This is a genomic window from Paraburkholderia sp. JPY419 (genome assembly GCF_050435705.1).
GTDB classification, from domain to species: domain Bacteria; phylum Pseudomonadota; class Gammaproteobacteria; order Burkholderiales; family Burkholderiaceae; genus Paraburkholderia; species Paraburkholderia youngii.
In genome coordinates this window covers 1226876-1241123 of record NZ_JBNDKV010000001.1, presented here as the reverse complement: position 1 = coordinate 1241123, position 14248 = coordinate 1226876, and the positions used below count along the sequence as shown (strand labels likewise).

The 14248-nt window shown below is 63.1% G+C and carries 14 protein-coding genes; 13 read left to right on the top strand and 1 reads right to left on the bottom strand.

Annotated features, from left to right (window positions below; translation table 11 throughout):
* Positions 1-8 precede the first annotated feature (8 nt).
* The 13 genes from QFZ91_RS05740 (at position 9) to QFZ91_RS05680 (ending at position 12824) form a co-directional block, all read left to right on the top strand.
* Positions 9-815, top strand: coding sequence for an enoyl-CoA hydratase/isomerase family protein (locus QFZ91_RS05740; protein ID WP_429566549.1), 807 nt, complete (start codon positions 9-11; stop codon positions 813-815).
* Positions 816-832: 17 nt separating this feature from the next.
* Positions 833-1642, top strand: coding sequence for an enoyl-CoA hydratase/isomerase family protein (locus tag QFZ91_RS05735; protein ID WP_429566548.1), 810 nt, complete (start codon positions 833-835; stop codon positions 1640-1642).
* A gap of 44 nt (positions 1643-1686) precedes the next feature.
* Positions 1687-2541: an SDR family oxidoreductase gene (locus QFZ91_RS05730; protein ID WP_429566547.1), complete on the top strand. Its 855-nt coding sequence runs from the start codon at positions 1687-1689 to the stop codon at positions 2539-2541.
* A gap of 3 nt (positions 2542-2544) precedes the next feature.
* Positions 2545-3687, top strand: coding sequence for a CaiB/BaiF CoA transferase family protein (locus tag QFZ91_RS05725; protein ID WP_368597038.1), 1143 nt, complete (start codon positions 2545-2547; stop codon positions 3685-3687).
* Positions 3688-3729: 42 nt separating this feature from the next.
* The gene (locus QFZ91_RS05720) at positions 3730-4929 is read left to right on the top strand and encodes an acyl-CoA dehydrogenase family protein (RefSeq protein WP_429566546.1); all 1200 of its coding nucleotides are present in this window, start codon (positions 3730-3732) and stop codon (positions 4927-4929) included.
* Positions 4930-4960: 31 nt separating this feature from the next.
* The gene (locus tag QFZ91_RS05715) at positions 4961-6115 is read left to right on the top strand and encodes an acyl-CoA dehydrogenase family protein (RefSeq protein ID WP_429566545.1); all 1155 of its coding nucleotides are present in this window, start codon (positions 4961-4963) and stop codon (positions 6113-6115) included.
* 34 nt (positions 6116-6149) lie between these two features.
* On the top strand, positions 6150-7316 hold the full coding sequence (locus QFZ91_RS05710; RefSeq protein ID WP_176122713.1) for an acyl-CoA dehydrogenase family protein: 1167 nt from the start codon (positions 6150-6152) through the stop codon (positions 7314-7316).
* 16 nt (positions 7317-7332) lie between these two features.
* Positions 7333-8139, top strand: coding sequence for an enoyl-CoA hydratase (locus tag QFZ91_RS05705; RefSeq protein WP_176378378.1), 807 nt, complete (start codon positions 7333-7335; stop codon positions 8137-8139).
* Positions 8140-8161: 22 nt separating this feature from the next.
* Positions 8162-9031, top strand: coding sequence for a MaoC/PaaZ C-terminal domain-containing protein (locus tag QFZ91_RS05700; RefSeq protein WP_176111370.1), 870 nt, complete (start codon positions 8162-8164; stop codon positions 9029-9031).
* Between the two features lie 139 nt (positions 9032-9170).
* Positions 9171-10379: an acyl-CoA dehydrogenase family protein gene (locus QFZ91_RS05695; protein WP_368597043.1), complete on the top strand. Its 1209-nt coding sequence runs from the start codon at positions 9171-9173 to the stop codon at positions 10377-10379.
* A gap of 9 nt (positions 10380-10388) precedes the next feature.
* Positions 10389-11171 (top strand): acyl-CoA dehydrogenase family protein, encoded by a 783-nt coding sequence (locus QFZ91_RS05690; protein ID WP_429566544.1) that lies wholly within the window; start codon positions 10389-10391, stop codon positions 11169-11171.
* Positions 11152-11523 (top strand): acyl-CoA dehydrogenase family protein, encoded by a 372-nt coding sequence (locus tag QFZ91_RS05685; RefSeq protein WP_429566543.1) that lies wholly within the window; start codon positions 11152-11154, stop codon positions 11521-11523. Before QFZ91_RS05690 ends, QFZ91_RS05685 begins: the two co-directional genes overlap by 20 nt.
* A 71-nt stretch (positions 11524-11594) precedes the next feature.
* Entirely contained in the window at positions 11595-12824 is a 1230-nt protein-coding gene (locus tag QFZ91_RS05680; protein WP_429566542.1) for a cytochrome P450, read from the top strand.
* Between the two features lie 99 nt (positions 12825-12923).
* Here the strand turns inward: QFZ91_RS05680 and QFZ91_RS05675 are convergent, their stop codons facing one another.
* Entirely contained in the window at positions 12924-13583 is a 660-nt protein-coding gene (locus QFZ91_RS05675) for a TetR/AcrR family transcriptional regulator (protein WP_176122707.1), read from the bottom strand.
* Positions 13584-14248 lie beyond the last annotated feature (665 nt).

Below are 14248 nucleotides of genomic sequence, written 5' to 3'. Positions count from 1 at the left end.
AAGGCAATATGAGCGAAAAACAAACGGCAGAAAACGAAGTGACGTCGCTGATCGAGGTGACCCGCGAGGGACCCGTCGCGATCGTGACGCTGAACAATCCCCGGCGCCGCAACGCGATGGGACGCCAGATGCGCCAGTTGCTGCGCGACACCATGCATCGGCTGATGGTCGACGATCCGGATTCGCGCGCAATCGTCCTCACGGGCGCGGGCGAGCACTTTTGCGCGGGCGCGGACATCTCCGAGATGACGAAGCGCACGATCCTGCAAAGCCGCGAGATCCTGGCGGAGTCGTGCGTCGTGGTGCGGGAAATGCAGGCTGGACCGAAACCGGTCGTGGCGGCGGTGGAAGGCGTGGCCTTCGGCGCCGGTCTGTCGCTCGCGGTGGCGACCGACTACGTCGTCGCCGCTTCGACTGCGCGGTTTTGCGCGGCGTTTCTGCGTGTAGGTCTGATTCCGGATACCGGCATTCTGTGGACGCTGCCGAAGCGCATCGGCATGGCTCGCGCGCGAGAGATGCTCTCGCTCGCCACCGAGATCGACGGAGACAAGGCCGTAAAGATCCACCTTGCGAACGAAGTCGTCGAGCCGGGTACTGCGCGCGCGAAGGCAATCGAAGTGGCGCGCGGCCTCGCCGAGCTGCCGCCGCTCGGCGTGGCGCTGCTGAAGGACGCGCTGACCAACGCCGCGACGACCATGGAAGGCGCGCTGAGAGCCGAGATCGACTTTCAGCCCATCCTGCGTCAGTCGAAAGACCATCAGGCTGCCTGCAAGGCGTTTATGGAAAAGACCACACCGGTCTTCACGGGCGAGTGAGCGCAGGGAGCAATGCGATGACTATCGAGCAGGAAGAAAAGGCTGCGGACGAGATCGTGCAGCTACGCCGCGAAGGCGACGTGACCATCGTCACGATGAACTATCCCGAGCGCCGCAACGCGTTCTCAATGAAGATGCGTCTCGCGCTGACCGAGGTGTTCCAGCGGCTGATGCACGACGACCCGGATACCCGCGCGATCGTGCTGACGGGCGCGGGCGGCCATTTTTGCGCGGGCGGCGACCTGTCCGAAATGCACGCGGCCACGCCACCGCTGCTGGCGCTTCGTGAGCGCATCGCAGTGGGCGTGCGTCTTTTCAAGCTGATCTATACGGGCACGAAACCCGTCGTTGCGGCGGTAGAGGGCACGTGCTACGGAGCGGGGGTGTCACTGGCTGCCGCATGCGACGTCGTGGTAAGCGCCGATACAGCGAGATATTCGTGTGCCTTTAGCAAGGTTGGACTGTTGCCCGATACCGGCATTCTGTGGACGCTGCCGCAAAAGATCGGCGGCGGCAAGGCGCGTGAGCTGATGCTCAGGGGCAATGTGGTCGACGCCGCCGAGGCGCGCCGCCTCGGCCTCGTCAGCGAGGTGGCCGCAAGCGGCGGCGCACTCGATGCGGCGATCGAGACAGCGGCGCGCTTCGCGAGTTATCCGCCAGTGACGCTGGCGCTCCTGAAGGCGAGCCTCGTCAACGCGGGCAATTCGATCGAAGACGCATGCCGCCTCGAAACCGACCTCAATCCGCTGACCCGTCAAACGAGCGACCACACGGAGGCGGTAAAGGCCTTCATGGAAAAACGCAAGCCGGTTTTCACGGGCGCCTGACGCTGCCATTCTCCGTTGCTGTCTCTACTGGAAGTTCAACGCATATGTTTACGCCCGACCTGCTGAAGAACAAACGAATTCTCATCACCGGAGGCGGCACTGGCCTTGGCAAGAGTATCGGCCGACGCTACCTCGAACTGGGCGCCGAACTCGTCATCTGTGGTCGCCGCAAGGAAGTGCTGGACGCGACGGCCGACGAGTTTCGCGGCGTGGTGCCGGGCGCCCGTGTCACGACGGTGCAGGCGGACGTGCGCAGCGCGGAGTCCGTCGAGTCGATGATGGACACGATCTGGCGGGACGGTCCGCTCGACGTGTTGCTGAACAACGCGGCGGCCAACTTCATCGCGCGCACGGAAAGCCTGTCGGCGCGGGCAGTGGATGCGGTGCTCGACATCGTGCTGCACGGCAGCTTCTATTGCACGATCGCGGCGGGCAAGCGCTGGATCGACGCGGGTCACTCGGGCAACGTGATCAGCACGGTATCGACGCCCACGATGACGGGCTCGGCCTTTACCGTGCCGTCCGCCGCGGCGAAGGCGGGTGTTCTGGCGATGACCCGCAGCCTCGCGGTCGAGTGGGGCCCGAAGGGCATTCGCCTGAACGCGGTGGCGCCCGGACTTTTCCCGACACCGGGCGCATGGGAGCAGTTGTACCCGCCCGGCTCGCAGGTCGAGCCGCAGGAGCGCTCGGTGCCACTGCGGCGCTTCGGCGATCACACGGAACTTGCCGATCTCTACGCTTATCTGGCGTCGGATGGCTCCGGCTACATCACCGGCGACATGATCGTGATCGACGGCGGCCGCTGGATGCAGGGTGTGGGCGGTCCGACCTTCCGCGCCATGCAGGACTGGACCGACGAGCAATGGGACGCAATGCGCGCCCACGCTCGCAAGGGGTGAACGATGGGGCCGCTTGCAGGAGTTCGAATCGTCGAGCTGGCGGGCATCGGGCCGGGGCCCATGGCGGCGATGCTGCTCGCCGATCTCGGCGCGACGGTGTTGCGCATCGAGCGCCGCCAGCCGGTCAAGCTCGGTATCGAGCGTCCGCTGCGCTACAACCTGTTGCTGCGCAACCGAAAGACGATTGCGCTCGACCTGAAGGACCCGCAGGCCGTCGAGCTCGTGCTCGGTCTGGTGGAGCGCGCCGACGCACTGATAGAAGGTTTCCGGCCGGGCGTGACCGAACGGCTCGGGCTGGGCCCGCAGGTCTGCCTCGAACGTAATCCGAAGCTCGCTTACGGACGCATCACCGGGTGGGGCCAGGAAGGTCCGCTCGCGCGGTACGCCGGGCACGACCTGAACTACATCGCGATCACCGGCGTACTCAACGCAATTGGCCGCTGCGACCAGCCACCGTCGATACCGCTGAATCTGATCGGCGACTATGCGGGCGGGTCGCTGTACCTGGCAATGGGACTGCTCTCGGCGATTCTGCATGCGCGCAACGGCGGCGCCGGGCAGGTCGTGGATGCCGCAATCGTCGATGGCACGGCGAACCTCGCCACCACGTTCTTCGGCATGCAGGCCGCCGGCATCTGGCGTGACGGCCGCGGGACGAATGTCACCGACTCGGGATCGCACTTCTACGACGTGTATGAATGCGCGGATGGTAAGTGGATCACGGTCGGCCCTATCGAGGACAAGTTCTATGTCGAACTGCTTCGCCTGCTCGACATCGATCCGCAAACGCTGGGAACGCAGCTCGACGCCAGCAACTGGCCCGCGGCACGCGCGCTGTTCGCGCTCAAGTTCAAGAGCCGCACGCGCGAGCAATGGTCGACTCTGCTCGAGCATACGGACGCGTGCTTTGCTCCCGTGCTGTCGTGGACCGAGGCACCCGAGCATGCGCATCTGAAGGCGCGCGGCACGTTCATCGAAGTCGACGGCATCGTGCAGCCCGCGCCGGCGCCACGCTTTTCCGCCACCGTGCCCGCGAAGCCGACGCCGCCCGAGGCCCCCGACGCGTCCACGGTCGAGGCCGCGCTGGCCGCATGGCTCGATCCGGGCCGCATCGGCGAGCTGAAAGAAGCGGGAACGCTGGCCTGATCCGCACCGTCAGGCGACCCATCAAGACGAGACGAGACACTCATGGATCTGCGATATACCGACAAAGAGCTGGCGTTCCGCAATGAGGTGAGAGCCTTCTTCAAGGAAGCGCTGCCCGCCGACATTCGACGCAAGGCGAACTTGGGGCAGCGTTATTCGGCGGCCGACCTGCGCCGCTGGCAGCGCATTCTGTACGAGCGCGGCTGGGCGACTCCCGCGTGGGACAAGGCGTGGGGCGGGACGGGCTGGAGCGCGGTGCAGCAGTACATCTTCAAGGAAGAGCTGCACATGGCGCCGGCGCCCGAGACGCTGTCGTTCAACGTGAACATGATCGGTCCGGTTTTGATCGCGTTCGGCAGCGAAGAGCAGAAGCGCCATTTCCTTCCTCGCATCGCGAGCCTCGAATACTGGTTCTGCCAGGGGTTTTCCGAGCCCGGCGCCGGTTCGGACCTGGCCGCGCTGCGAACCCAGGCGGTCCGCGACGGCGACCACTACGTGATCAACGGGCAGAAGCTGTGGACTTCGACCGCGCATCACGCCGACTGGATGTTCTGTCTCGTGCGCACGGATTCGAGCGGCAAGAAGCAGCAGGGCATCACGTACCTGCTAATCGACATGAAGACACCGGGCCTGACCGTGCGCCCGATCATCACGATCGACGGCCACCATGAAACCAACGAGGTGTTTTTCGACAACGTGCGCGTGCCGGTTGCGAACCGGATCGGCGAGGAAAACAAGGGCTGGGATTACGCGAAATATCTGCTTGGCAACGAGCGCAGCGGCATCGCGCGCGTGGGCGTTTCGAAGATGCGCGTGCGTCATGCGAAGGAGCTCGCGAAGCGCGTGCCCTGCGGCGACGGCGTGCTGTGGGACGACCCGCGTTTTCGCGAACGTGTCGCGGCCGTCGAGGTGGAGCTGAAGGCCCTGGAAATGACGCAGATGCGCGTGATCGCCGAAAGCAGCGCGCAGGACAGCCACGTGCCCGACCCGAAGACTTCGATCCTGAAGATCAAGGGTTCGGAACTGCAGCAACTCGCGGCTGAATTGCTCCTCGAGGTCGCAGGGCCGGACGCCTTGCCGCTCGATCTAGACTTCCTGCGCGGGCTTGGCGATCCGGTTCGGGAACCCGAATGGGGGCTCACGATCGCGCCGAATCACTACTTCGCGCGCCACGTCTCGATCGTGGGCGGCTCCAACGAGATTCAGAAGAACATTCTCGCCAAGTCCGTGCTCGGACTTTGAGCGACCGGCGAACTGCGGAGAAGCATCAGATATGGACTTTGATTTCACCGATGAGCAACGCATGCTCAAGGACAGCGTCGAGCGGCTCGTCAAGGACGAGTACGGCTTCGAGCAGCGCGCGAAGTATCTCGCTGAGCCTGACGGTTTCAGCCGGGAGCTCTGGGCGCGTTACGCCGACATGGGTCTGCTGGGCCTTTCGTTCCACGAGGAATACGGCGGCAGTAACTGCGGCCCGGTCGAAACGATGATCGTGATGGAGGCGTTGGGCCGTGGGCTCGCAGTCGAACCGTATCTTGCGACGGTCGTGCTGGGCGGCGGCTTCGTGCGCCTGGGCGGCAACGCGGCGCAACGCGCGGCGATTCTGCCGCAGATTGCGCAGGGTGAGCTGCAGATGGCGTTCGCCCACAGCGAGGCGCAGTCGCGCTACGACCTTGCGGACGTTGCGACCACCGCACGGCGCGACGCCGACGGCTGGGTGCTCGACGGCGCCAAGCGCGTGGTGCTGCACGGCGGCAGCGCCGATCTTCTGGTGGTGTCGGCGCGCGTGTCGGGCGGCAGACGCGCGCGCGACGGCATCGGTCTGTTCGTGGTCAGGGGCGACGCGGCGGGCATGACGCGCCACTCGTATCCGACGCAAGACCGGTTGCGTGCGGCAGACATCGAATTGTCCGGCGTGCGCGTTGCGGATAGCGACGTGCTGGGCGTGGCGGGCGCCGCGTTGCCGCTGATCGAAACGGTCGTTGCGCACGCCATCGCGGCGGTGAGCGCGGAAGCCGTGGGCGCAATGGCCGCCGCGCACGAAGAAACGGTCGAGTATCTGAAGGTCCGCAAGCAGTTTGGCGTGCCTATCGGATCGTTTCAGGCGCTCCAGCATCGCGCGGTCGACATGCTCGTCATGGTGGAGCAGGCGCGCAGCATGGCGCTCTTCGCGACCATGATGAGCGAGGAGCCGGATGCGGCCGAACGCGATCGCAGTATGTCCGCGGCGAAAGTGCAGATCGGACGCTCGGGCCGTTTCGTCGGTCAGCAAGGCGTGCAACTTCACGGCGGCATCGGGATGACCGAAGAGTGCAAGATCGGCCACTACCTGAGACGCCTGAGCGTGATCGATATCCAGTTCGGTTCGACCGAACATCATCTGACCCAGCTCGCCAATGCCGGCGGGCTGATCGATGCAGCAGCGTGAGCCGCGCGTCCAGCCAAGCAAACGGAATCCATTCATGAGCCGAATTTCCAAACCCGATCAATATCAGGAACTGCGCGACGCGTTGCGCGACCTCTCGAAGGAGTACCCGGACGAGTACTGGCGCCGTATCGATCATGAGCGCGTCTATCCGGAGGCCTTCGTCGACGCACTGACGAAGGCCGGCTGGATGGCTGCGCTGATTCCACAGGAGTATGGCGGTTCCGGCCTCGGGTTGACCGAGGCGTCCGTGATCATGGAGGAGATCAACCGCAACGGCGGCAACTCCGGGTTCTGCCACGGCCAGATGTACAACATGAATACTCTGCTGCGTAATGGCTCGGAAGCGCAAAAGCGCAAATACCTGCCGAAGATCGCGAGCGGAGAGTTGCGTCTGCAATCGATGGCCGTGACTGAGCCGACCACCGGAACGGACACGACAAAGCTGAAGACCAACGCTGTAAAAAAAGACGGCCGTTACGTGGTCAACGGCCAGAAGGTGTGGATATCACGCGTGCAGCACTCGGACATGATGATCCTGCTCGCGCGCACCACGCCGCTGTCGGACGTGAAGAAGAAGTCGGATGGGCTGTCGTGCTTCCTCGTGGACCTGCATCAGGCGATCGGCAATGGCCTGACCGTGCGACCGATTCCGAACATGGTCAACCACGAGACGAACGAACTGTTCTTCGATAATCTGGAAATCCCTGAAGAGAACCTGATCGGCGAGGAAGGCAAAGGTTTCAAGTACATCCTCGACGGGCTCAACGCCGAGCGCGCACTGATCGCCGCCGAGTGTATCGGCGACGGCTACTGGTTCGTCGATCGCGCATCGAAGTACGCGAGCGAGCGCATCGTGTTCGACCGGCCGATCGGCATGAATCAGGGCATCCAGTTTCCGATTGCCGAGTCATACATCGACGTGCGTGCGGCCGACCTCATGCGCTACAAGGCTTGCGAGCTGTTCGACAATCATCAGCCGTGCGGCGCGGAAGCGAACATGGCGAAGCATCTCGCGGCCACGGCTTCGTGGAAGGCCGCCAATGCCTGTCTGCAGACACATGGCGGTTTCGGGTTCGCATGCGAATACGACGTCGAACGCAAGTTCCGCGAAACGCGTCTCTATCAGGTGGCGCCGATTTCGACGAACCTGATTCTGTCCTACGTCGCCGAGCACGTGCTCGACCTGCCGCGTTCATTCTGAGCTTTGGAGGGATCTCATGCGCTTCGAGACCATTCTGTACGACGTCAAGGACCGTATTGCAACGATCACGCTGAACCGTCCGGAACACATGAACACCTGGAACGACCAGGTGGCGACCGAGGTGTACGAGGCGATGCAGGCGGCGGGCGCGGATCATGGCGTGCGCGTCATCGTTTTCACCGGTGCTGGCAAGGCGTTTTGCGCGGGCGGCGATATTCACAGCTTTGGCGGCGACCCGGCCGCGCTGATGACGAAGCTGCCGCGCCCGTTCGACATGCGCAAGCGCGCCGACTGGCAGACGCGCTGCTCGTACTATCCGGCCATCCCGAAACCGGTGATCGCGATGCTCAACGGTGCGACGGTCGGCATTGGCCTGATCCACGCGCTCTTTTGCGACCTCCGCTTTGCGTCGGAAGACGCCACCATCACGACGGCATTCGCGCGCCGGGGCCTGACCGCGGAATACGGCATGGCCTGGATACTCGCGCGCCACGTCGGCCAGGCGCACGCGCTCGATCTGCTGATGTCGGGACGCAAGATCAAGGGGCGTGAAGCCGAACGGATGGGACTCGTGAATCGGGCAATCCCGGCCGACAAGCTCGTCGAGGAGACCTATGCCTACGCGCGCGAAATGGCCGAGTACTGCTCGCCGCGCTCGATGCGCATCATGAAGGAGCAGGTCTGGGAGGTGCCATTCCAGACGCCCCACGAGGCGGTGATGTACGCCGGACTGGACATGCCGATCGCCAACCAGTGCGATGACTACAAGGAAGGCATGGCGAGCTTCCTCGAGAAGCGCAAGCCGAACTTCACGGACCACTGAGCACACATAGGACTATCACCTCATGCTGAACTACGAAGTCGTCAAGAACTGGCCGATCGAGGATGTTACGCAGACGTACAGCGAGCGCGACGTGATGCTGTATTCGCTGGGTCTCGGGCTGGGCGGAGACCCGCTCGACACCGAACAGCTGCGCTACGTGTACGAAAAGGACCTGCAAGCGATGCCGACCTGCGCGGCCGCGTTCGCGTGGCCGAAATCGTGGATGCGCGACCCGCGCACCGGCATCGACTACCTGAAGCTCGTGCATGGTGAGCAGGACGTGCGTTTCGTGCGCCCGATGCCGGTGGCGGCGACCATCGTCAGCAAGACGCGGGTGAGCCGCATCTCGGACAAAGGCGCGGGCAAAGGGGCGATCGTCGAACTCAAGCGCGACATCATCGACGCCTCGACGGGCGAACAGCTTGCCGAAGTCCGGCAGGTGTCCTTTCTGCGTGGCGACGGCGGGTTCAGCGCCGAGTCGGGCGCGAGCGACGCGCCGCCCGAAGCGCTTCCGGCGGTGCCCGAGCGTGCGCCCGATGCGGAATACGTGTTCCCGACCGGTGCCCATGCTGCGTTGATCTACCGCCTTTCGGGCGATGCGAACCCGCTGCACGCGGACCCGGAGGTAGCATCGAAGGCTGGCTTCAGCCGTCCCATTCTTCACGGCCTCGCGACCTACGGTATGGCGGGTTACGCAGCGATTCGCAGGTTTGCGGGCAACGACGCATCGCGCCTGAAGCGACTGGCGTTGCGCCTGACTTCGCCGGTGTACCCCGGCGAAGAAGTGCGCTTCCAGTTCTGGCGGGACAGTGACACGCGCCTGCATTTGCGCGCGCGCGTCGACGCGCGCGACGTGGTGGTGCTGAACAACGGCATCGTGGAAATTGCCTGAAACCGCGCCCGGCAACGCCGACGTGCTTTGCCGGGCAGCGACTGGAGCCTGAAATGAAACGACCCCCATGTTCACTGTTGTTCGCGGCCCCCCGGGGGGGGCTTCAGCCTCCCTTGGGGCGGCCCGGCGGGAGGCTGAAATGGACCTGAAAGAGAGTCCCGCCGACAAGGAATTTCGCGCCACGGTGCGCGAATTTGTAGCGACGCATTTGCCCGACGACATTCGTGAACGGGTGCTGAACTTCCGCCATGTGCCGCGCGAAGACTATGTGCGCTGGCAACGCATTCTGGCCGGGAACGGATGGGGCGCACCTGCATGGCCCGCGCAATTCGGCGGCGCCGCCTGGAATGCCGCGCAGCGCAACATTTTCGACGAGGAATGCTTTACCGCCGGCGCGCCGCGCCAGATGCCGTTTGGCCTTTCGATGGTCGGACCGGTGATCCAGAAGTTCGGCACCGACGCGCAGCGCGAACGGTTTCTGCCGCGCATCGTCTCGATGGAGGACTGGTGGTGTCAGGGTTACTCCGAGCCGGGGGCGGGTTCCGATCTGGCGTCGCTCAAGACGCGTGCGGACCGCGTCGAGCGCGACGGTCAGTCGTTCTACGTGGTCAACGGCCAAAAGATCTGGACTTCGTTTGCCCAGTGGGCGAACTGGATTTTCTGCCTGGTTCGCACGGATGGCAGCGGCCGTCCGCAGGAAGGCATCTCGTTCCTGCTGATCGATATGTCGACGCCCGGCATCACGGTCAGACCGATCCGCACGCTCGACGGCGGCCACGACGTCAACGAAGTGTTTTTCGATAACGTGGAAGTGCCGGTGAGCAATCTCGTCGGTGAAGAGCATCGCGGCTGGTCGATCGCGAAGTACCTGCTCGGCCACGAGCGGACCAACATCGCGGGGCTTGGCAACTGCAAGCGTTTCATGCGACGTCTGAAGGAAATTGCCAGCACCGAGCGTAAGCACGGCAAGCCGCTCATCGAGGACGTCCGCTTTCGCGATCGCATCGCCAGGGTGGAAATCGATCTGATCGCGCACGAATGGTCGCTGCTGCGCGTCGTCTCGGCCGAAACAGCGGGACGTCCGATCGGACCGGAGGCTTCGGTGCTGAAAATCCGCGGTTCGGAGATTCAGCAGGAGCTTACGGAACTGATCATGGAGTGCGCAGGCCCCTATGCGGTGCCTTTTGTAAGCGAGGCGCTGGAGGCGGACTGGCAGGGCGAAACCGCGAACGGCGAGTTGCTCAACGCGCTGGCCGCGCACTACCTGGACTGGCGCAAGATTTCGATCTACGGCGGTTCGACTGAAGTGCAGAAAAACATCATCGCCAAGCAGGCGCTCGGCATCTGAGGACACGCCATGGACTTCACGCTGGTTGAAGAGGAACAGATGCTGGCCGACGTGGTCGGCCGTTTCGTCGAAAAGGAATACGACTTCGAGGCGCGACGCCGTCTCGCCGCTACGCCCGAGGGCTGGTCGGCTGCGCACTGGACTACGCTGGCCGAAATGGGCGTGCTGGCACTGAACGTGCCGCAGGATCATGGCGGCCTTGGCACGGGGCCGGTCGAGACCATGCTCGTGATGGAAGCCTTCGGCCGTGGACTCGTATTGGAGCCGTTTGTTTCGACCGCGGTGCTCGGCGCGAAGCTGATCGGGCGCGCAGGACACGAGGCGCGCAAGGCCGAGTTGCTGACCGGCATCGCCGACGGCAGCCTGAAGACCGCGCTGGCGACGCTCGAACCCGGCGCGCGTTTCGATTTGTGGAATGTTGCGACGAGGGCCGAGACCACGCGTGACGGGTTCATCCTGAATGGACGGAAGGGCGTCGTATTGCACGGCGACAGTGCGGACATTCTGCTGGTTTCGGCGCGTACCGCGGGCGAGCAGACCGATCAGCACGGCATCACACTCTTCGCCGTCGATGCGCGAACCCAAGGCGTCCGCGTCAGAGGATTTCCCGCACTCGATGGCCAGCGAGTCGCCGAGGTGGTGCTGGAGGACGTTCGCGTTGATGCAAAGGCTGTCATCGGCGCGTTCGATCAGGGCTACCCCCTGCTCGAGTGGGCGGTCGATCAAGGCATTTTTGCGCTGTGCGCGGAAGCGCGTCGGCGCGATGTCGCGGTTGAGCGAACTGACCTTTGAATACCTGCGCACGCGAAAGCAGTTCGGTTCGCCGATCGGTAAATTCCAGGCGCTGCAGCATCGCGCCGCCGATATTTTGACCGCGGTAGAGCAGGCGAAATCGATCGTCTACTTTGCCGCCGCCAAGCTCGGCGAGGACGACGACCGCGAAGCCCATCGTGCCGTCACAGCCGCCAAGGCGCTGATCGGCCGTAGTGCGCGCTTCGTGGCACAGCAAGCGGTGCAACTGCACGGCGGGATGGGTATGACCGACGAACTGGCGGTGGGGTGGTACGTGAAGCGGCTCACCTGCATCGATATGACCTGGGGAAACACCGAACACCATCTCGAACTGTACGGAGCGTTTCTGTAATCGCAGTTTGCCCGACGACCCAGAATGGTCCCGACCGCCGATACCGGTCGATTCGAAAAAGGAGACAACAGATGTCAGTAGCTGCTCATGGCGCGGCTCCGGAGCTCGCGCCAATTCCCGCGCACGTATCGCCCGAACGTGTGTTCGACATCGATATCTACAATCCGCCGGGTGCCGAGGACGACTATCATCTGTCGCTCAAGCAGTTGCACGCCGAAGGCATTCCCGACATTCTGTGGACACCGCGAAACGGCGGACACTGGATCGCGACGCGCGGCGATGACATCTATCACATCCTCAAGGACTACGAGAATTTCTCGTCGAAGCAGCTGACGGTGCCGCTCGTCGAGCATCAACCGTTGCCGCCGATCTTCTTCGATCCTCCGCAGCACACCGCCTATCGCGCGCTGATCGCGCCTGCGTTCATGCCGCAGGCAATCGGCAAGCTCGAGGAGAAGGCGCGCGAAATGGCGATCGAACTGATCGAGGGTTTCTATCCCAAAGGCGAGGTGGAATTCGTATCGGGGTTTGCGCAGCATCTGCCAATCGGCATCTTCATGAACATGGTGGCGCTGCCCGCCGAGGATCGCGAGTACTTGCTCGGCCTCGCCGACAAGATGGTCCGCCCGGTCGATGCCAACGAGAAGCTCAAGGCGCTCGGTGCGATTTTCCAGTACCTGGGGGTGAAGATCGCGGAGCGCCGCGCGAATCCGGGTGACGACCTGATCAGCAAGATCGTCCATTCGAAGATCGACGGGCGTGCGCTCACCGACGAAGAAGTGCGCGGGCTTTGCGGTCTCGTGCTGATTGGCGGCCTCGACACGGTTGCCTCGGCAATGGGTTTTATCGCGCGATTCCTCGCCGGCAGCCCGGCCCACCGCAAGCAGCTGATCGACAATCCCGAACTGACGCAGAAGGCCGTGGACGAGCTTCTGCGGCGCTTCCCGGTGGTGAATCAAGGGCGGCGGATCACACACGACTTCGAATACAAGGGCGTGCTGATGAAGGCGGGCGACATGATCGTCATGCCGACCACGCTGCACGGTCTGGACGAGCGAAAGTTCGACGATCCGCTGACGGTGGATTTCACTCGGCCCACGCCGATCCATTCGACGTTCGGCAATGGCGCGCATCGTTGTCCCGGCTCGTTCCTTGCACGCGTGGAATTGAAGGTTTTCCTTCAGGAATGGCTGAAGCGGATTCCCGATTTCCAGATCAAGCCTGGCGAGAAGGCCGGTGTCCACGGAGGTGTGAACGGCACGCTGTACCACTTGCCTCTTGTCTGGGACGTGGCGCGCTGAAGAACGGTTGCGATGGCCTTAGCAGGCCATTGTGACCATGGGCGTCTGTAGAAGACTATCTACGGCTCGGTACGCCCGTCATATCGCCCGCGCCTCGTTCTATGGCGATGCCTTGCTCAGCGCGCGCCAGACAACCTTCATGGCGTGACGGAACGAGTCGACATCGAGTGTGTTCGTGTGGGCCCGGCGAAGATAGACGACGAGGCCCTGAAGATGTGAAAGGAGCAGGGCACCGCGCAGCGTACATTCTCTCGCCGCCAAGGTCGGGTTTATCTGTGCGATCAGTTCCGCCAGCAAAGCCTGGAAATCCGCGGTGGTTTTCGCCATCAACGCATGCAAGACGGGCTCGTGCTCCGCCAGACTCCACGTTTCCAGAACAAACGCGCTAACGCGCTGGCCGCCGGGCGCCGTCAGCACAGAGAACGCCTCGTCGACGATGACTTCCAACCGGGTCTCCGGTGGCCGCCGTTTGTCTTCTGCGATCGTCCGATAGTGTTCGAAATAGCGATCTGTAAATGCCTCGATCGTGGCCCGCAATAGTTCTTCGCGAGTGCTGAAATAGTGCTGCAAGGTCCTCAGTCGGATTCCCGCGTCGCTGGCAATGCGGCGTTGGGTGAACCCAGCGTTACCTTCCGATGCAAAGACCTCGATCGCCACTTCGATGATGGCGGGCACGCGGGTGGTTCGATTCCCTCGCCGTCTTGGTCCGTCTTCCGCCGTCTTGTCGAGATCTGCCGATGAGATAGTCAGGTCTTTCATCTGTCGTGCTCTCCTTCGCGTCTGCTGCCTGTCGCGCGCATTGTCAGTCCCGGATATGCAAACCTGCAGATCATTCCCCACCTGATACGAGCATCGCTCGATCCTGATCGGCCAGCCGCGACTTTTTGATCTGATGATAGTCAGCTGACGAATAAAAATTCGTCCATCGACTAATTACTTTCAGATGGCGTCTCAACCATTTAATTGCTGCGTCACATATCGTACTCCACTGCAGCATGGTTCTGTCCATACCAGCATTTCCCCTGGTGCCACTTGGGCTTGATAATGGGTCGGCTGACCACTACTATTTAGTCAAACGACACATTACGGCAGAAGCAGATTTTTCTCGCAGCGTCGGAAGCCGGAACGGAGATTCGCAGCTGTCAGGCCGGGCCGGTCAAGGTCGCCAATTTTTGCGTTCGTGGCAGCGATTGCCAGCGGCGCACACGGGGCGGTTGAAGGAGCAGGACATGAAGCGTGGAGAAAGTTCTTTGCGTTCGCTCATCGAAAAGTGGCTCGCGCCAACTGCGACCACCCCGGTGCACGTAACCCGATGTACCTTCGCAAATTCGAGTCAGACGAGGTGTGTGCTCGCGCGGTCGTCTGCCTCGGAGAGGTCCCTCGCGATATTCTTCTTTCGGCACGACGACGGAGCCTGGCGAGTG

Excerpts from the sequence above, each read along its gene's own strand:
- QFZ91_RS05740 (WP_429566549.1), top strand. The coding sequence starts at position 9 with ATGAGCGAAAAACAAACGGCAGAAAACGAAGTGACGTCGCTGATCGAG.
- QFZ91_RS05735 (WP_429566548.1), top strand. The coding sequence starts at position 833 with ATGACTATCGAGCAGGAAGAAAAGGCTGCGGACGAGATCGTGCAGCTA.
- QFZ91_RS05730 (WP_429566547.1), top strand. The coding sequence starts at position 1,687 with ATGTTTACGCCCGACCTGCTGAAGAACAAACGAATTCTCATCACCGGA.
- QFZ91_RS05725 (WP_368597038.1), top strand. The coding sequence starts at position 2,545 with ATGGGGCCGCTTGCAGGAGTTCGAATCGTCGAGCTGGCGGGCATCGGG.
- QFZ91_RS05720 (WP_429566546.1), top strand. The coding sequence starts at position 3,730 with ATGGATCTGCGATATACCGACAAAGAGCTGGCGTTCCGCAATGAGGTG.
- QFZ91_RS05715 (WP_429566545.1), top strand. The coding sequence starts at position 4,961 with ATGGACTTTGATTTCACCGATGAGCAACGCATGCTCAAGGACAGCGTC.
- QFZ91_RS05710 (WP_176122713.1), top strand. The coding sequence starts at position 6,150 with ATGAGCCGAATTTCCAAACCCGATCAATATCAGGAACTGCGCGACGCG.
- QFZ91_RS05705 (WP_176378378.1), top strand. The coding sequence starts at position 7,333 with ATGCGCTTCGAGACCATTCTGTACGACGTCAAGGACCGTATTGCAACG.
- QFZ91_RS05700 (WP_176111370.1), top strand. The coding sequence starts at position 8,162 with ATGCTGAACTACGAAGTCGTCAAGAACTGGCCGATCGAGGATGTTACG.
- QFZ91_RS05695 (WP_368597043.1), top strand. The coding sequence starts at position 9,171 with ATGGACCTGAAAGAGAGTCCCGCCGACAAGGAATTTCGCGCCACGGTG.
- QFZ91_RS05690 (WP_429566544.1), top strand. The coding sequence starts at position 10,389 with ATGGACTTCACGCTGGTTGAAGAGGAACAGATGCTGGCCGACGTGGTC.
- QFZ91_RS05680 (WP_429566542.1), top strand. The coding sequence starts at position 11,595 with ATGTCAGTAGCTGCTCATGGCGCGGCTCCGGAGCTCGCGCCAATTCCC.
- QFZ91_RS05675 (WP_176122707.1), bottom strand. The coding sequence starts at position 13,583 with ATGAAAGACCTGACTATCTCATCGGCAGATCTCGACAAGACGGCGGAA.